The sequence below is a fragment of the Paraburkholderia lacunae genome (assembly GCF_003353175.1).
Lineage (GTDB): Bacteria > Pseudomonadota > Gammaproteobacteria > Burkholderiales > Burkholderiaceae > Paraburkholderia > Paraburkholderia lacunae.
This window is the reverse complement of sequence record NZ_QHKS01000014.1, coordinates 124,073-140,419: the sequence shown is the minus strand read 5'-3', so window position 1 is coordinate 140,419 and position 16,347 is coordinate 124,073. Positions and strand designations below refer to the sequence as shown.

The following is a 16,347-nucleotide window of genomic DNA, read 5'->3' as shown; positions in this document are numbered from 1 at the left end:
CGGCTTAGCGGTAGACCGGGAAGCGCTGAGTCAACTCGGCGACCTGCGCGCGCACACGCTCGATCGTGGCCGCGTCTTCCGGGTTGTCCAGCACGTCGGCGATCAGGTTACCCACCTGCTCCGCTTCCTTGACGCCAAAACCGCGCGTGGTCATGGCCGGCGAACCGAGACGCACGCCGCTCGTGACGAACGGCTTTTCCGGGTCGTTCGGAATCGCGTTCTTGTTGACCGTGATGTGCGCCGCGCCGAGCGCCGCTTCCGCAACCTTGCCGGTAATCTTCTTCGCGCGCAGGTCGACCAGCATCACGTGGCTTTCGGTACGGCCCGAGACGATGCGCAGACCGCGTTTGACCAGCGTTTCGGCCAGCACGCGTGCGTTTTCGACGACTTGCTGCTGATATGCCTTGAATTCCGGCGACAGCGCTTCCTTGAATGCGACAGCCTTACCGGCGATCACGTGCATCAGCGGGCCACCCTGGATGCCCGGGAAGATGGCCGAGTTGATCTGCTTTTCGAACTCGGCCTTCATCAGGATCACGCCGCCGCGCGGGCCACGCAGGCTCTTGTGCGTGGTGGTGGTGACGAAATCGGCATGCGGCACCGGGTTCGGATAGACGCCCGCGGCGATCAGGCCGGCGTAGTGCGCCATGTCGACCATGAAGTACGCGCCGACCGACTTGGCGATCTTCGACATGCGCTCGAAATCGATACGCAGCGCGAACGCGGACGCACCGGCCACGATCAGCTTCGGCTTGTGCTCCTGTGCGAGCTTTTCAGCAGCGTCGTAATCGATGTCTTCGGCTTCGTTCAGGCCGTAGCTGACCACGTTGAACCACTTGCCCGACATGTTGACCGGCGAACCGTGCGTCAGGTGACCGCCGTGCGCGAGGCTCATGCCCATGATCGTGTCGCCCGGCTTGAGCATGGCGAAAAACACGCCTTGATTCGCCTGCGAGCCGGAGTTCGGCTGGACGTTCGCGGCTTCTGCGCCAAACAGTTGCTTCACGCGGTCGATCGCCAGTTGTTCGGCGACGTCGACGAACTCGCAGCCGCCGTAGTAGCGCTTGCCCGGGTAACCTTCGGCGTATTTGTTGGTGAGTTGCGAGCCTTGCGCGGCCATCACAGCCGGGCTCGTGTAGTTTTCCGACGCGATCAGTTCGATGTGCTCTTCCTGGCGGCGGTTTTCCTGCTGGATGACGTTCCAGAGTTCAGGATCGACGTTGGCGATGGTGCTTTGGGCTCTGTCAAACATACGGATTCCGTTGAGTGTGTTCAGGTTGACCGGATCGTGCGCCGAATCTTGCGTAGAGGGTACGCGGCGCTGCTGGCGGCTGGGCCAGCCCTGACGTGGCGGATGGAGAGACGCCGCACACGCGAGGCAGGACAGCCACCGGCAGCGCAGATCAATGCGCGCGGATCACAGCTGCCCAGGCGAACGGCAAAACGGCACCCTGCGCTTCACGGTGGGTTGCTCCACCTTGAACCCGATTGCTTGTATCGGTTCTATCGCCAGTCACGCAGGGATGAGCGCGTTAGTTTATTGGAAGCGGATCGAATAGGCAACCGGCCTCCTGCCGCCCCAGCGGGCGCTCGCGGGACATGCCGCGGCGCCGGCGTCCGGGCCTCGCAAACATCTGGCGAAAGCTCGCCGGCAAGCCGGGCCGAGCCCCTCCCGCAGCCGCTTGTGCGGCTCGTTCATCCTTGCCGCAGCGCCGCATTGGAAGTAGGCTTGGGACCTTTCTCTCTTACCGACCAGGGAACTGCAATGATCGTGTTCGTCACCGGAGCGTCCGCGGGATTCGGCGCCGCTATCGCTCGCACTTTCGTCAAAGGCGGCCATCGGGTCGTCGCCACCGCGCGGCGTAAGGATCGCCTGCATGCGCTCGCCGACGAGCTCGGCGACGCGCTTCTGCCGTTCGAACTCGACGTGCGCGACCGCGCCGCCGTCGAAGCCATGCCGGCTGCGCTGCCGGCCGATTTCGCCGCGATCGACGTGCTGGTGAACAACGCCGGCCTCGCACTCGGCGTCGAACCAGCGCACAAGGCGAGCCTGGACGAGTGGAACACCATGATCGACACCAACTGCACGGGCCTCGTGCAGGTTACGCACACGCTCTTGCCCGGCATGGTGGAGCGCAACCGCGGACACATCTTCAACCTCGGCTCGGTGGCCGGCCGCTGGCCGTACGCGGGCGGCAACGTGTACGGCGCCACCAAGGCGTTCGTCCGCCAGTTCAGCCTGAACCTGCGAGCCGATCTGGCCGGCACCGCGCTGCGCGTGACCGACATCGAGCCCGGCCTGTGCGGCGGCACCGAGTTCTCGAACGTGCGTTTTCGCGGCGACGACGCGAAAGCCGCCAATGTCTACCAGAACGTGCAGCCGCTGACGGCCGAAGATATCGCCGACTCGATCTACTGGATCGCCACGCGTCCGGCCCACGTCAACATCAATACGATCGAGTTGATGCCGGTGGCTCAATCGTTCGCCGGTTTGGCGGTTCAGCGCGGCTAAAATTGCCGCGGAAGCCCGCCAGGCGGGGCGCACATCTTGAAACAGACCTCGGGGTGTGCGTTCCGGTAAAATGCGCCGCATGAATATGTCGACCAGCCAGCCCGGTACGGAAATCGGCTTCACGTGGCTAATCCGCGTGTATTACGAAGATACCGACGCCGGCGGCATCGTGTTTTACGCCAATTACCTGAAGTTTTTCGAGCGGGCGCGCACCGAATGGCTGCGCGCGTGCGGCGTCGACCAGAACCGGCTCGCGGACGAAACCGGCGCGCTCTTCGTCGTGCGCAGCACTGCCGTCGACTACCGGGCGCCGGCCCGGCTCGACGACATCGTCAAGGTCGTGAGCCGGATCGAGCGTCTTGGCCGGGCGTCGGTCGACTTCGCGCAGGAGGCGTGGCGTGACGGCACGCTGCTTGCGGCCGGCTCCATCCGGGTCGGCTGCGTCGAGCGCACCGCGCTGCGGCCGGCCGCGATTCCTCCATCCGTGCTCGCCGCCTTGCGGCGCGGGCCGGGCGTGAACGACGGCGGCATGTCAACGAACAATGTCTGAACCCCGTTGTTACGGGGCCAGTGAACTCGTATCGATCAAGCAACACAAAGCATGGTTCGGCTTGCAATGTCGCCGATGCTTCCGTTTTGCTCACGGCAAGCTTCGAGTGGCCTTGCAGGCCGGACGCCCCCTTCCGGGACGTTAAAACGAACCTTTATGAACACTACACAAGATCTGTCGATCGTTTCTCTCGTACTCAATGCGAGCCTGCTGGCGCAGGCAGTCATGGCGCTGTTGCTGCTGTTGTCGCTGTTGTCGTGGACGTTCATCTTCCGCAAGTGGTTTGCGATCCGCCGGGCACGCGCGCAAACTGAACGCTTCGAGCGCGATTTCTGGTCGGGGGGCGACCTGCAGGCCCTTTACCAGAGCGCCGCGAACAACCGTCATACGATCGGCGCGCTGGAACGGATTTTCGAGTCCGGCATGCGCGAATTCCTGAAAGGCAAAGAAAAGCGCCTGAACGATTCGGGCGCGATTCTCGACGGCGCACGCCGGGCGATGCGCGCCGCGTTCCAGCGTGAAATGGACGTGCTCGAAGCAAATCTGGCGTTTCTCGCGTCGGTCGGCTCGGTCAGCCCTTATATCGGTCTGTTCGGCACGGTGTGGGGGATCATGAATGCGTTCCGCGGCCTCGCCAACGTGCAGCAGGCCACCCTTGCGAACGTCGCGCCGGGCATTGCCGAAGCGCTGACCGCTACCGCAATCGGCCTGTTCGCCGCGATTCCGGCCGTGGTCGCCTACAACCGCTACGCGCACGACATCGACCGTCTGGCGATCCGCTTCGAGACCTTTATCGAAGAGTTCTCGAACATTCTGCAGCGCCAGGCACAGTAAGGAGTCCACGATGGCAGGCTCTCGCCCCTCCAGCATGCGCGGCGGCCGCTCGCGCCGCGCGATGGCCGACATCAACGTCGTGCCGTACATCGACGTGATGCTCGTGCTGCTCGTGATCTTCATGGTGACCGCGCCGCTCGTTGCCCCGTCGATCGTCAATCTGCCGACCGTCGGCGGCGCCGCGCCGCAGCAGCAAACCCCGCCCGTGATCGTGAACATTCGCGCGGACGGCAATATGAGCGTCAAATACAAGGACGACGCGGGCGCACAGCAGCAGGAAGACATGACGAAGGCCGATCTGAACGGCTTCATCGCCGATCGCGCGCAGACGCATCCTGATCAGCCCGTCGTGATCGCCGCCGACAAGACCGTGAGGTACGAAGTCGTGATGAATGTGATGTCCCAGCTGAAAGCCCGGGGCGTCAAGCGCGTTGGATTGCTCGTCAAATCGCAATGATCCGCAAGAAATCCGAATATCCGCTCCAGCCACCGCGTGAACGCGGCACCGGGCGAGCTTTTGTGTTCGCGGTGCTGATGCATTTGCTGCTCGGATTTTTCCTGTACCACGGCATTCAATGGCAAAACAGCACGCCCGAAGGTGCGGAAGCCGAACTGTGGACCGAAGTGCCGGATACGGCGATTCCGCGTGTGCCCTCGCCGCCGCCCGTTCCGGTGGCTCCGGCCCCGCCGCTGCCAGACGAACAGGCCGACATCGCGCTGCAGGAGAAGAAGCGCCAGCAGCAGGAAGCCGCGCGTCAGGCGCAACTCGCGGAGCAGCAGCGTCAACAGAAGCTGCAGGCCCAGCAGGAAGCCGAGGCGAGGCGTCAGCAGCAGCTCGCTGAACAGGCGGCGCAACTCGCCGCGCAGAAAGCCGCGACAGCCAAACAGAAGCAGCAACAGCAGCAGGCCGACAAGCTGAAACAACAGCAATTGGCCGAGCAGCAAAAGCAGCAGCAACTGAAAGAACAGCAGCAGAAGCAGGCTCAGGCCGACGCGCAGAAGAAGGCCGATGAGCAGAAAGCGGCGAAGGCCAAGGCGCAAGCCGATGCCGCGGCGCAAGCCAAGAAAGTCGACGCGGAACGTCGCGAGCGCCTTGCACAGATGCAAGGCATGGCCGGCGGCGCAGGTTCGACCGGCAACGGGCTCGGCAAGACCGGCACGGGCAGCGGCTCGGGCGGCAACGCAGCATCGCCGGGTTACGCGGACAAAGTGCGTCGCGTGGTGCGTCCGAACATCTCGTGGGGCGGCGAAACAGAGGGTCTCGAGACAGTAATCTCCGTGCGCTGCTCGCCGACTGGCACCTTGCTGAGCGCGACGGTCTCGCACAGCAGCGGCAATCCGGCCTGGGACGACGCCGCGCTGCGGGCCGTCCAGCGCTCCGATCCGATGCCGCAGGACATCGACGGCAAGACGCCCGCCAGCTTCAAGATTACGTTGCGGCCGGCCGGTTGATATGCGGCGGAGCGCCACGTGAAGGTGAGTTGACAGCAGACGCAGCGCCCCGCCCAGCGTGGCGCGCCCGGGAACGAAACGGATGTTTTCCGGTCTGTCTGCTGTTGTGAAGTGTTAGCAAAACCGTTTTTTGGGGAATCCATACAGCATGAGTTTGATGACCAAGCTAGGCCTGCGGACACTTGTAGCGTCGTGCCTGATCGCCGCGGGCGGTGCCGCCCACGCACAACTCAACGTCCTCGTGACAGGCGTCGGGTCCACACAGTTTCCGATCGCAACGGCGAATTTCGCCAATGAAGCGAACTCACCGCAGCAGGTCAGCACAATCGTGCGTCAAGATCTGCAGCGCAGCGGCAAATTCACCAATATCGACGCGGGAAGCACGCCGGTTTCCGAAACCGATTCCGTCGACCTGGGCAGCTGGAAGGCCAAAGGCGCCAACGCCTTCGTGTCGGGCAGCGTGAACCGCCTGCCGAACGGCCAGTATGAAGTGCGCTTCAAGCTGTACGACACCGTCAAGCAGGAAAGCCTCGGCGGCCTCGTGCTGGTGAGTCCGGAAAGCGGGCTGCGCATGAGCGCGCACAAGGTCGCGGACTACATCTACGCGAAGCTGATGGGCGGCCGCGGCGCGTTCGCCACCCGCCTGTCGTACGTCATCAAGACCGGCGGCCGTTACCAGTTGCAGATTTCCGATTCGGACGGCCAGGACGCGCACATCGCCCTGTCGAGCCCCGAGCCGATCATCTCGCCGGCGTGGTCACCTGACGGCACCAAAGTCGCGTACGTTTCGTTCGAGAAGAAGAAACCGATCGTCTATATCCACGATCTGCCCACGGGCCGCCGTGTGGTCGTATCGGACCAGAAGGGCAATAACAGTGCGCCGGCATGGTCGCCGGACGGACGCACGCTGGCCGTCGCGCTATCGCGCACCGGCAACACGCAGATTTTCGCCGTCAATGCGGACGGCAGCGGCCTGCGGCGCCTGACGCAAGGCAGCTCGATCGACACCGAACCGTCCTTCTCTCCTGACGGCCAGTCGATCTACTTCACGAGCGACCGCGGTGGCGCACCGCAAATCTACAAGATGTCGGCCCAGGGCGAGAATGCCGGCGCCGCGCAACGCGTGACCTTCACGGGCAGCTACAACACCAGCCCGCGCGTGAGTCCGGACGGCAAGCAGCTTGCCTATATTTCGCGCGTCGGCGGCGGGTTCAAGCTGTATATCCAGGACCTGCAGGGCAACACGGCCACTGGCCTGACCGACACCATCCATGACGAATCACCGAGCTTCGCGGCGAACGGTCAGTACATTCTTTACGCCACACAGGTGAACGGCCGTGGCGTGTTGGCCGCAGTGTCGACCGATGGTCGTACGCGGCAGGTCCTGTCCGTTCAGGGCGGCACCGTACGTGAGCCGTCCTGGGGCCCGTTTATGCAATAACGTTTATGCAACAACACACAAGGAGAGTAACAAATGATGTCTAAACTTCGTTTCGCATTTGCCGTATTGATGGTCGGTGCGCTGGCGGCATGTCATTCGGGCGTCAAGCTCGACGAAAACGCCAACAAGGGCGGCGCAATCGGTACGCAACCGAACCCGACCGACGTCGCACAGGTCAACGTCGATCCGCTGAACGATCCGAACAGCCCGCTCGCCAAGCGCAGCATCTACTTCGATTTCGACAGCTACTCGGTCAAAGACGATTACCAATCGTTGCTGCAACAACACGCGCAATACCTGAAGAGCCATCCGCAACGCCACGTCCTGATTCAGGGCAATACCGACGAACGCGGCACCAGCGAATACAACCTGGCACTCGGCCAGAAGCGTGCTGAAGCTGTGCGCCGTTCGCTGTCGCTGATGGGCGTGACGGACTCGCAAATGGAAGCCGTGAGCCTCGGCAAGGAAAAGCCGCAAGCTACCGGTCATGACGAATCGTCGTGGGCACAAAACCGCCGCGGCGACCTCTTGTACCAACAGTAACTAACGAGTGATGAGCCGAATGACGCTTCGTTTCTCCTGGCTGCGGTTCGCCGCAGCGGCCTGCGTCGCGGGTACGGTCCTCGCGGCCGTTCCCGCGCATGCGGGCATCTTCGACGACGATCAGGCCCGTCAGGCCATTCTCGATCTGCGTTCGAAGACCGATAGCCTGTCGAGCCAGTTGTCGGCGGCGCAGCGCACGATCCTCGATCAGTCCAACCGTCTCGACCAGCTGAATCAGCAGGTCGCGACGCTGCGCGGGCAGAACGAAGACATGGCCAACCAGCTCGCCACGCTGCAAAAGCAGCAGAAGGACTACTACACTGATGTGGACACCCGTCTGAAGAAAATCGAGCCGCAGCAACAGACGGTGGAGGGCGTCCAGGGCGAGGTGCAGCCGGGTGAAACGGATTCGTTCAACGCGGCCTCGCAGCAGTTTCGCAACGGCGACTTCAAGAATGCGGCAGCGTCGTTTCGCAGCTTCATCTCCAAGTTCCCGAACAGCCCCTACCAGCCGACCGCGCAGTACTGGCTCGGCAACGCGCTGTACGCACTGCGCGACTACAAGGGCTCGACGGCAACGTGGCAAGGCGTCGTGAAGAATTACCCGCAGCATCCACGCGCGCCCGAAGCGCTGCTTGCGATAGCGAACAATCAGCTCGAGCAAGGCCAGAAGGCCGCGGCCAAGAAGACGCTGGAGCAGATCGTCGCGCAATACGGCGGCTCGGACGTCGCGCAAACGGCGCAAAGCAAGCTGTCGCAGATCAAGTAGTTGTTTGACGTTTAGCGGTTCGCGGTAAACGCGCAGTGTCCGTCGTCAAAAGCCACGCGCGCCTCTCGCCGGAAAGCCCGGGGTAGTAATACCTCGGGCTTTTCGCTATCCGGAGTGCCCTGGGTACTGAAATGGCCGCAGCTGGTTGACAGCCCCTAGGGCTGTCGCTATAATTCCGCTTCTCTTTTGGGTCGTTAGCTCAGCTGGTAGAGCAGCGGACTTTTAATCCGTTGGTCACAGGTTCGAATCCCGTACGGCCTACCAAAAGATTCAAGGGCTTAGCTTCGGCTAGGCCCTTTTTCTTTGCTCCGCAACTAGTACAGCGCTCCGCAATTACTTAGAACTCGCAGCCACAGCGGCGCCCGATACCGGCCGAAAAAGAGACCCCGGCAGGGGAGTGACTGGAGAGCATCGCGCCGAAAAGTTAACAGCACGGCGCGCTGTCCCCCGGCAGGGGTCTTTTTCTATCGAGAACGCTCCAAAACCCGAAACGATGTTCAGAACTTAGTGCGCCTTCGCCCTAGTGCGCCGCTTCGACGGCAATTTTAGGCACCTCAGATCGGCGCTGCTTCATAAGGACGGCAAGCAGGTCCATATGTGGGCGGATACCGACCACCGATCTCACATTCAGGCGCAGTCATCCAGCGGATTTAGATGGCAGGCGCGAACGACCGAAACTGGCCAATGTTGTTGAAAAAGTCGCTGCACGGCGTGTTCAATACGCCGGTGAAAAGATCGACCTCTCAGATTGACCTACAAACCTCTCGCAAGCATCGGCTGAGGGTAAGAAGATCCCCGAAATGTTGCTGATGCGAGAACCGATGACTGGCCTCAACCAATTTCTCGCGGAAATCGCTGGCAGCGGCCAAATTGCCGGCGTATCGCTCGCAATGCTTCGCGCGGGGAGGAAAGATGCCGAGCATTACTTTGGCATCCGCGGCGCACACGACCGTGCCGTTGTCGATGCCGCGACCGTCTTTGAGGCCGCGTCTCTCACGAAAGCCGCCGAGGAGGAGCAGCGCCACGCCGAGCATGATTCCAACGTCCGCAAGGTTGAAGACGCCCGTTCGCAAGTTTCCGATTCCTGGCTTGACGCCATCAGTTGACTTCGATGGATACTGCCCGGGTGTACGTTCGGTACCGCGATGCGATTCGATAGTCGACGTGATCATCCCCGTGATAATCGGGATCGGGGATGTAGTAAACCACCTTGCCGAACACCGTCGTGCCGTCGCACGGGGCGGTCATTGTCGCCGTATTGGCGAGCTGGAACGATTCGTTCCTTACTTCGATGTGCCCGTGCACGGGTTCGCGGATAAACGTCAGGTCGGGCGCTTCTCCGGCGACGCATTGCTTGTTCCACGTCGCATGCGACGACAGCTTCACTTCCTTTTGCCCCGCCGTAACGCGCTTCAACATGCTGACGGTTTGTGCCGCTGCTGCGGGGGCCGAGGCGGTCGCCGCCGGCGATCGGACCGCCGCAGCCGTTCCCGACGCGCGCGCGGCCCGCGCCGCCGCGGGTATGGAGTTTCCCGTATAGTGCAGATCCTGGATTTCCGCCTCCGCGCTGTCTGGCCAATCAAGCGACGGCGTCACGTGTCCGACGAGCACCCCGAAACCGACCGCCGTGCGCACGTAGCGCGTCTGGCCTGCCGTCAGGTCAAAGCTGATCTTCCGTTCGACTTCCGTGGCGGTGACGACGGTGTAGGTCCCCGGTGGCTCGTCGACGTAAAAGAACCCGCCTGGCGTCGAACGCCCGACGACCTGGGCGTTGAGCCGGATCTCCGGCTGGACCGCTGCACCGAGCACCGACGCGGATCTCAGGAAATAGATGCGTCCGAGATTTGCGTCTAGCGTCGGAATCGATGTGGCGACATCGTGGTAGGTCGGTCCCGATGCGCAAGCCGCGAGAAGCAGCAAGCTGCCCGCGCCGGCCAGTGCCTGGCAGGTTCGTGTCATGAAAAGATCCCCGAATCTTTCTAATTGATTTGTCTTGACGACGTGCGATTCTCCGTTATCCGCTAACGCGACGCCAGTGAAATGTGGGTGACGAACGTATGTGGAGGCGAGTGGGGCTTGTCCTCACGCACTGCCAAACCAGACAGGCTGAGTTCCCGGCACTGCGCTGAAGCGACTGGCATCGGCCTTGATGATACTTGCGTCAATGGCAAACCCTTCGCCCTTCACGAAAAATCAAGAAGTTGATTGGCCAGACTGTACCGTTGCCGTCCGAAATGTCCAGTGTGTAGGGATTTGCGCCGTCGCAGAGCGTCAGCTCGCCGATCGAGAGCGTTGCCGAGCGTGCACCCTGCACGGTGCGCTAGGATCCGCGATTCTGCAAATGGAGAATCAATCGGCCTGCGTCTGCGTCGTCCGCACGGGAATGCCGCCACCGCGTAACCGTCGAGCGCCTTGACTTCGCGCGCATCAGTCGGATGGGACCGACATTCCAGCGCCAGAATTCGGCGAGAATATCGTCCCGCCGAGCGTCGACGGCACCGCCGCGGAACGTCTGTCCGACAATCTGGTTCCAGAATCCGATGCGATCAGCGGCTTGTACTTCCGCCGTCGAAAAATGCTCTACTAAGGCCACGTGCAGTTCTCCCCTGGCCCGACACTGCAAGTCGGTGATTCGTACAATTTCTGATTGCACGCAAACGCCACGCCCCCCAAAAAAACAATACAACGGACTCCGAATGTTTATATTTATTGAGACGTAGAGACGTGCAATGATCGCCGCCGATTCTGCACAACACCCCGCAGATTCCCGCGCTTTCATTCCGTCAAGATGACCAATTGTCTGTTCGATCTTTTCATGAGCCTGGTTTTGCTAGCGATCGTGCTGGCCGCATGCCGCCTGTGCAACTGGCTTGTTCCCAACGCCGCGCTCAATGCCCCGCATGTCTTTGCCGCGCTGGCGTTCGCCGCCTTGTTGCTTGATGCAGCGCTCACCTTTCTGGTATTCGCCGATGCGCAAAACCGCTACGGCAGGTTCAGTGCACCGGCGGCATTCTTCGAGCGCGTCGGCGCCTATGCGTTTGCAGCCGCGATCGCGTTGGCGTTGGGATACGCAGCTCGCCGCGAGCAGCCGGCCAAAGCGAAAGCGCATGACATGTTGGCAATGCGCATAACAGACAGGAACGGTCCTTGCGTATGCGCGAGCCGTCGCCTATAACTTCCCAAGACCGAGAGTTACCGTCTGCGCCCGTCGCCGGGCATTTGCCGCTGTATTGCGCCACATCCGTTCAATCAGTCGAAGGCAACTCAACCAACGAGGACATCTTGGATCTCGAAAACGTACGCGTGTTCGTCATGACCCGGGGCATCGACCTTGGCACCAAGGTCGTCGGCGCGATCGTCTTGTGGATCGTCGGCCGCTGGATCATTGGCCTGATCACCGGGATGCTCCGCAAGCTGCTGGCCCGCAACGGCCACGTCGATCCCACGCTCGCTCATTACCTCGGCTCGATTTTCGGCGGCCTGCTCAACCTGCTGCTGATCCTCGCGATTCTGCAGGTGTTCGGTGTCCAGACTACTTCGTTCGCCGCGTTGCTCGCCGGCCTCGGCCTCGCGATCGGTACCGCGTGGGGCGGCTTGCTCGCGCACTTTGCGGCGGGCATCTTCATGCAGGTCTTGCGGCCATTCAAGGTCGGTGATTTCGTCACGGCGGGTGGGGTTACCGGCACAGTCTCGGAGCTCGGCCTGTTCGGCACGACCATCGTGACGCCCGACAACGTGATCACCATCGTCGGCAATAACAAGGTCTTCTCCGACACGATCTCGAACTACAGCGCGCTGCCGGTACGGCGCGTCGAACTGATCGCGAAGATCGCCAACGGCGTCGATCCGGCGGACGCGATGAATCGGCTGAAGGCGGCAGTCACGAAGATTCCGAACGTTGCCGAGAGTCCCGCGCCGGACATCGAAGTGCTGAGCTTCACACCGGAAGGACCGTTGTTGTGCGTGCGGCCCTACACGAACAACAGCAACTACTGGCAGGTCTATTTCGATACCAATCGCGCGATCATCCAGACCTTCAAGGATGCGGGCTACCCCACACCGGAAACACCGCTTGCGCCGCGCGCCGTGACCTGAGGTCGCGTGAACGAGGAGTTTCTCCGAATCAATTGAAAACGGCGTCGCGAAATTCGCGACGCCGTTTGTTCGTGGAGGCCACACACTGTGAAAAGCGTGTGTGAAGCGTCAGCGGCTGTCCGTCGTCTTGGCTGCGCTTTTGCGCGTCATCTTCCACAGCGCGCCGAGCAGAACCGGCACCACGGCCGCGCCGATGCCCACCAGCACGATCACATTCAGGTACTGACGAATGAACGGAATGTTGCCGAAGAAGTAGCCAAGAAGCACCAGCAGCAACACCCACAGCAGCGCACCCAGGATGTTGAAAAGCTGAAACCGGCTAGCTGTCATCTGCGACGCGCCGGCAACGAACGGCGCGAAAGTCCGCACCACCGGAATGAAACGCGCCAGCACAATGGTCTTGCCGCCGTGCTTCTCATAGAAATCATGGGTCTTTTGCAACGCGCTGCGGTCGAGGAAGCGTTCCAGAAAAGGTATGTGCGTATTGAACACTCGCGGCCCGATGGCTCGCCCGATCATGTAATTCACCGTATTGCCGGAGACTGCCGCCGCCAGCAACAGCACGATCAGGAAACCGACATTCATTTCGCCGGCCGCGCAAAAAGCGCCGCCGATGAACAGCAGCGAATCGCCCGGCAGAAACGGCAGTACAACGAGCCCGGTTTCGCAAAACACGATCAAAAACAGCACCGCGTAGACCCAGGCACCGTACTGGTGGATGAAGACTCCCAGAAACTTGTCGATATGCAAGACAAGGTTTGCGAACTGCAGCAGCGTGTCCAAAAAGCGTCCTTTATAGAGCGAATGTGTGCGGGTGGCGAGAAGGGCCGCGTTAGCGGGCCTGCGAGCGATGGGCGGCGAGCGCAAGCTTACCGCCGGAAATTGACCGCGTCATGATACCGAAAGTGCCCGGAAGCGATTGAAAATCTGCGTGGGTAGGCAACCTGGATTCCGTGCGGCGGGTTGGATATCACGCTCTCCCCCCCATGACCGCCTTGCTGCCGGGTCGGGGCGCTCGGGTCGCCGGACCACCAAGTCCAAGGTATTCGGCCCGCGTCCGGTCCCTGCGCGCCGAATCGCTATAATTTCGCCATGCCCGAATTCTCCCAAACGCCTGCCGACACCGCCGCCGCGGCCGCAGCTCCGGCCGCCGCGCCTGTCCCACGCCCGTTGCGGGCGATCCAGCCCCTTCCCGACCAGCTGATCAGCCAGATTGCCGCCGGCGAAGTGGTCGAGCGGCCGGCCTCGGTGGTCAAGGAGTTACTGGAAAACGCGCTCGATGCCGGCGCGCAGACACTGCGCATCGTGCTCGACGAAGGCGGCGTCAAACGCATCTCGATCACCGACGACGGCTGCGGCATCCCCGAAAGCGAACTGCCGCTCGCGCTGATGCGCCATGCGACCAGCAAAATCCGCTCGCTCGCTGAACTCGAAGCCGTTGCCACGCTAGGGTTTCGTGGCGAGGCGCTGGCGTCGATCGCGTCGGTCGCGGAGATGTTCATTACGAGCCGCACTGCCGACGCGCCGCACGCCGTGCGCATCGACGCACAAACCGGTGTGCTGAGTCCTGCCGCCGGTACCCAGGGCACCACGATCGAAGTCCGCGAACTGTACTTCAACACGCCCGCGCGCCGCAAATTCCTGAAAAGCGAGCAGACCGAACTCGGCCATTGCCTCGAACAGATTCGCCGCGCCGCGTTGGCGCGGCCGGAGGTGGCGATTTCGGTGCTGCATAACGGCCGCGCGGTCGAGCACTGGAACGCCAGCGAGCCGCCTGTGCGGGTCGCGAAGATTCTCGGCGAGACCTTCGCGACGGCCCATCTGCCGCTCGACGAATCCGCCGGACCGCTTGCCGTCTATGGCTGCGCCGGCCTGCCGACCGCAAGCCGCGGGCGCGCCGACCAGCAGTATTTCTTCGTCAACGGCCGCTTCGTGCGCGACAAGCTGCTCACGCATGCCGTACGCGCCGCATATGAAGACGTGCTGCACGGCGACCGCTATCCGTCCTATGTGCTGTTTCTCGATCTGCCGCCTGAAGCGGTCGACGTGAACGTGCATCCGTCGAAAATCGAAGTGCGGTTTCGCGATTCGCGCTCGATTCACCAGTTCGTGTTTCACGCGGTACAGCGCGCGTTGGCGCGGCATGCGGGTGCGTCGCCGGAAACGACGGCGGGCGGCCACGCGGCGCACCTCGAACCCGCGGCAGGTGGTCCGGCGTCGTTTGGCGCTACGCCGCCCGGTGGCGCGGGCACGGGCGGCTTCGGTGCAGGTGCAAGCACAGGCGCCGGAACAGGCGGCCTCGGCGGTGGATTTGGCTCGCAGCCGGGCAATACGTGGATGCGTCAGGCGCGCATGACGCAGGGCACGCTCCCGGTTGCGCAACCGTTGGCGTTTTACGATGCGCTGTTCGGCCGTAAAGACCCGAACGCCGGCACCGCCGATGGCGCGACGCTCTTCGAGGCGCGCGACTCCGCCGCCGAAACGCCGTCGCGGTATGACGCGCCCGCGCCGTATGCGTCCCCCGCGTTCCACGCCTCCGACGAACAGCCGCTCGGTTTTGCGCTCGGCCAGATTCACGGCATCTATGTGCTTGCACAGAATGCGCATGGGCTGGTGATTGTCGACATGCACGCCGCGCACGAGCGCATTCTGTACGAACAGTTCAAGAACGCGCTGGCCGATCGCACGATCGCCGTTCAGCCGCTGCTGATTCCGCAGACGATGCAGGCCGATCCGATCGAAATCGGCACGGTAGAAGAAGAGCGCGACACGCTCGACGCGCTCGGTTTCGACCTCGCCGTGCTGTCGCCGACCACGCTCGCGATCCGCGCGGTGCCGGCCTTGCTGAAAGACGCCGATCTGCAGGCGCTCGCGCGAGCGGTCCTGACCGACTTGCACGCGTTCGGCGGCTCGCGTGTGCTGACCGAGCGCCAGCATGAGCTGCTCGGCACACTGGCGTGCCACCACGCAGTGCGGGCGAAGCGTCGGCTGACGCTCGACGAAATGAACGCGCTGCTGCGCCAGATGGAAGCGACCGAGCGCGCCGACCAGTGCAACCACGGGCGTCCGACCTGGTATCAGCTGACGCTGCCCGATCTCGACCGGCTGTTCATGCGCGGACAGTGAGGGTGAGCCCGCTTACGTTTTTGCCGCGCGCACCGGCTCGCCTATGACTTCACGTATTCCCACGCCCGTCCCCTGCCTGCTGGGCCCGACCGCGTCCGGCAAAACCGCTGCCGCGCTGGCCTTGGCCGCACGGCGGCCGGTGGAGATCGTCAGCGTCGACTCGGCGCTGGTTTATCGCGAGATGGACATCGGCACCGCGAAGCCGACGGTGGAAGAGCGTGCGCTGGCGCCACATCATCTGATCGATATCGTCGATCCGGCTGACGCCTATTCAGCGGCGGATTTTCGCACCGATGCGCTGCGCCTGATCGGCGAGATCAGCGCGCGCGGGCGGGTACCGCTGCTGGTCGGCGGGACCATGCTGTACTACAAGGCGCTCACACAGGGGCTGAACGACCTGCCTGCCGCCGATGCCGAGGTCCGGACCGCCCTCGATGCCGACGCCGCACGCGATGGCTGGCCGGCTATGCATGCGCGGCTTGCCGCGGTCGACCCTGTTACTGCTGCGCGCCTCGCGCCGAATGATTCGCAGCGAATTCAGCGTGCGCTCGAGGTGTTCACGCTGACCGGCCAGGCAATGTCCGCTCTGCTGGCGGCGCCCCCGCGCTCCGATGATGCTGCGCAGGCATGGCGGTTCGTGCCGATAGCGCTGGAGCCTTCCGATCGCAGCGTGCTGCATGCCCGGATCGAACGGCGATTCGATGCGATGCTCGCTGACGGATTCGTCGATGAAGTCGTGAGGTTGCGCGAGCGCGGGGATTTGTCGCCGGGGATGCCGTCGATGCGGTGTGTCGGGTATCGGCAGGTTTGGGAATATCTCGACGGAGTGATCGATTATCCGACCATGCGGGATAAGGGGGTTTTCGCGACCCGGCAATTGTGCAAGCGCCAACTCACGTGGCTGCGGAGCATGCCCGAGAGGGTCGTGGTCGATTGCTGTGATGGGGGCGCTACCGCGCGGGTTGTCAGCGTTGTTGAAGGGTTAATTTGAGCGTTTGCCGCTCGCGGCGCTTTGGTTATTCGCT

Annotated in this window: 16 protein-coding genes, 1 tRNA gene and 1 riboswitch; of the genes, 14 read left to right on the top strand and 3 right to left on the bottom strand. The window is 62.7% G+C overall.

What is annotated here, in order from left to right; genetic code table 11:
* Positions 1 to 4: 4 nt before the first annotated feature.
* Positions 5 to 1,252 (bottom strand): serine hydroxymethyltransferase, encoded by a 1,248-nt coding sequence (gene glyA / locus DLM46_RS22170; protein WP_115103842.1) that lies wholly within the window; start codon positions 1,250 to 1,252, stop codon positions 5 to 7.
* A 166-nt stretch (positions 1,253 to 1,418) separates the two neighbouring features.
* A riboswitch (ZMP/ZTP riboswitch) is annotated at positions 1,419 to 1,527 on the bottom strand.
* Between the two features lie 238 nt (positions 1,528 to 1,765).
* On the opposite strand from glyA, the gene ydfG reads away from it, so the two are divergent.
* From ydfG to DLM46_RS39560, 10 genes are all read left to right on the top strand, one after another.
* Complete coding sequence (gene ydfG, locus DLM46_RS22160) at positions 1,766 to 2,512, top strand: bifunctional NADP-dependent 3-hydroxy acid dehydrogenase/3-hydroxypropionate dehydrogenase YdfG (RefSeq protein ID WP_115103945.1); 747 nt, start codon at positions 1,766 to 1,768, stop codon at positions 2,510 to 2,512.
* Positions 2,513 to 2,582: 70 nt separating this feature from the next.
* Positions 2,583 to 3,062, top strand: a complete 480-nt coding sequence (gene ybgC, locus DLM46_RS22155; RefSeq protein WP_115103839.1) for a tol-pal system-associated acyl-CoA thioesterase — start codon at positions 2,583 to 2,585, stop codon at positions 3,060 to 3,062.
* 156 nt (positions 3,063 to 3,218) lie between these two features.
* Positions 3,219 to 3,896, top strand: coding sequence for a protein TolQ (tolQ, locus tag DLM46_RS22150; protein WP_012431821.1), 678 nt, complete (start codon positions 3,219 to 3,221; stop codon positions 3,894 to 3,896).
* A 10-nt stretch (positions 3,897 to 3,906) separates the two neighbouring features.
* Complete coding sequence (tolR, locus tag DLM46_RS22145; protein ID WP_115103837.1) at positions 3,907 to 4,353, top strand: protein TolR; 447 nt, start codon at positions 3,907 to 3,909, stop codon at positions 4,351 to 4,353.
* The gene (gene tolA / locus DLM46_RS22140; RefSeq protein WP_115103835.1) at positions 4,350 to 5,348 is read left to right on the top strand and encodes a cell envelope integrity protein TolA; all 999 of its coding nucleotides are present in this window, start codon (positions 4,350 to 4,352) and stop codon (positions 5,346 to 5,348) included. Before tolR ends, tolA begins: the two co-directional genes overlap by 4 nt.
* A 148-nt stretch (positions 5,349 to 5,496) precedes the next feature.
* Complete coding sequence (tolB, locus tag DLM46_RS22135; protein WP_115103833.1) at positions 5,497 to 6,789, top strand: Tol-Pal system beta propeller repeat protein TolB; 1,293 nt, start codon at positions 5,497 to 5,499, stop codon at positions 6,787 to 6,789.
* Positions 6,790 to 6,822: 33 nt separating this feature from the next.
* On the top strand, positions 6,823 to 7,332 hold the full coding sequence (gene pal / locus DLM46_RS22130) for a peptidoglycan-associated lipoprotein Pal (RefSeq protein WP_115103832.1): 510 nt from the start codon (positions 6,823 to 6,825) through the stop codon (positions 7,330 to 7,332).
* A gap of 19 nt (positions 7,333 to 7,351) precedes the next feature.
* A complete protein-coding gene (ybgF, locus tag DLM46_RS22125) occupies positions 7,352 to 8,101 on the top strand; it encodes a tol-pal system protein YbgF (RefSeq protein ID WP_115103830.1) in 750 nt (249 codons plus the stop codon).
* A gap of 188 nt (positions 8,102 to 8,289) precedes the next feature.
* Positions 8,290 to 8,365, top strand: a tRNA-Lys gene (locus DLM46_RS22120).
* Positions 8,366 to 8,901: 536 nt separating this feature from the next.
* Positions 8,902 to 9,207, top strand: coding sequence for a serine hydrolase (locus tag DLM46_RS39560; protein WP_165848040.1), 306 nt, complete (start codon positions 8,902 to 8,904; stop codon positions 9,205 to 9,207).
* Here DLM46_RS39560 and DLM46_RS41135 read toward each other — a convergent pair.
* Positions 9,200 to 10,060: a DUF2846 domain-containing protein gene (locus DLM46_RS41135; protein WP_115103828.1), complete on the bottom strand. Its 861-nt coding sequence runs from the start codon at positions 10,058 to 10,060 to the stop codon at positions 9,200 to 9,202. The two genes, DLM46_RS39560 and DLM46_RS41135, sit on opposite strands and share 8 nt — an antisense overlap.
* Before the next feature lie 856 nt (positions 10,061 to 10,916).
* Between DLM46_RS41135 and DLM46_RS39875 the strand changes: the two genes are divergently transcribed.
* Both DLM46_RS39875 and DLM46_RS22100 read left to right on the top strand, forming a co-directional pair.
* On the top strand, positions 10,917 to 11,276 hold the full coding sequence (locus DLM46_RS39875) for a hypothetical protein (protein ID WP_208866313.1): 360 nt from the start codon (positions 10,917 to 10,919) through the stop codon (positions 11,274 to 11,276).
* Between the two features lie 107 nt (positions 11,277 to 11,383).
* Positions 11,384 to 12,196, top strand: a complete 813-nt coding sequence (locus DLM46_RS22100) for a mechanosensitive ion channel family protein (protein ID WP_115103825.1) — start codon at positions 11,384 to 11,386, stop codon at positions 12,194 to 12,196.
* 108 nt (positions 12,197 to 12,304) lie between these two features.
* On the opposite strand, the gene DLM46_RS22095 is transcribed toward DLM46_RS22100, so the two are convergent.
* A complete protein-coding gene (locus tag DLM46_RS22095) occupies positions 12,305 to 12,979 on the bottom strand; it encodes a DedA family protein (RefSeq protein ID WP_208866312.1) in 675 nt (224 codons plus the stop codon).
* A 309-nt stretch (positions 12,980 to 13,288) separates the two neighbouring features.
* On the opposite strand from DLM46_RS22095, the gene mutL reads away from it, so the two are divergent.
* The gene (mutL, locus tag DLM46_RS22090) at positions 13,289 to 15,322 is read left to right on the top strand and encodes a DNA mismatch repair endonuclease MutL (RefSeq protein WP_115103819.1); all 2,034 of its coding nucleotides are present in this window, start codon (positions 13,289 to 13,291) and stop codon (positions 15,320 to 15,322) included.
* 43 nt (positions 15,323 to 15,365) lie between these two features.
* A complete protein-coding gene (miaA, locus tag DLM46_RS22085; protein WP_115103817.1) occupies positions 15,366 to 16,313 on the top strand; it encodes a tRNA (adenosine(37)-N6)-dimethylallyltransferase MiaA in 948 nt (315 codons plus the stop codon).
* Positions 16,314 to 16,347 lie beyond the last annotated feature (34 nt).

Coding starts and splice junctions, on each gene's coding strand:
- tolA (WP_115103835.1), top strand. CDS start 4,350: ATGATCCGCAAGAAATCCGAATATCCGCTCCAGCCACCGCGTGAACGC.
- tolB (WP_115103833.1), top strand. CDS start 5,497: ATGAGTTTGATGACCAAGCTAGGCCTGCGGACACTTGTAGCGTCGTGC.
- ybgC (WP_115103839.1), top strand. CDS start 2,583: ATGCGCCGCATGAATATGTCGACCAGCCAGCCCGGTACGGAAATCGGC.
- miaA (WP_115103817.1), top strand. CDS start 15,366: ATGACTTCACGTATTCCCACGCCCGTCCCCTGCCTGCTGGGCCCGACC.
- pal (WP_115103832.1), top strand. CDS start 6,823: ATGATGTCTAAACTTCGTTTCGCATTTGCCGTATTGATGGTCGGTGCG.
- tolR (WP_115103837.1), top strand. CDS start 3,907: ATGGCAGGCTCTCGCCCCTCCAGCATGCGCGGCGGCCGCTCGCGCCGC.
- ydfG (WP_115103945.1), top strand. CDS start 1,766: ATGATCGTGTTCGTCACCGGAGCGTCCGCGGGATTCGGCGCCGCTATC.
- mutL (WP_115103819.1), top strand. CDS start 13,289: ATGCCCGAATTCTCCCAAACGCCTGCCGACACCGCCGCCGCGGCCGCA.
- glyA (WP_115103842.1), bottom strand. CDS start 1,252: ATGTTTGACAGAGCCCAAAGCACCATCGCCAACGTCGATCCTGAACTC.
- DLM46_RS39875 (WP_208866313.1), top strand. CDS start 10,917: ATGAGCCTGGTTTTGCTAGCGATCGTGCTGGCCGCATGCCGCCTGTGC.
- DLM46_RS39560 (WP_165848040.1), top strand. CDS start 8,902: ATGTTGCTGATGCGAGAACCGATGACTGGCCTCAACCAATTTCTCGCG.
- DLM46_RS41135 (WP_115103828.1), bottom strand. CDS start 10,060: ATGACACGAACCTGCCAGGCACTGGCCGGCGCGGGCAGCTTGCTGCTT.
- ybgF (WP_115103830.1), top strand. CDS start 7,352: ATGACGCTTCGTTTCTCCTGGCTGCGGTTCGCCGCAGCGGCCTGCGTC.
- tolQ (WP_012431821.1), top strand. CDS start 3,219: ATGAACACTACACAAGATCTGTCGATCGTTTCTCTCGTACTCAATGCG.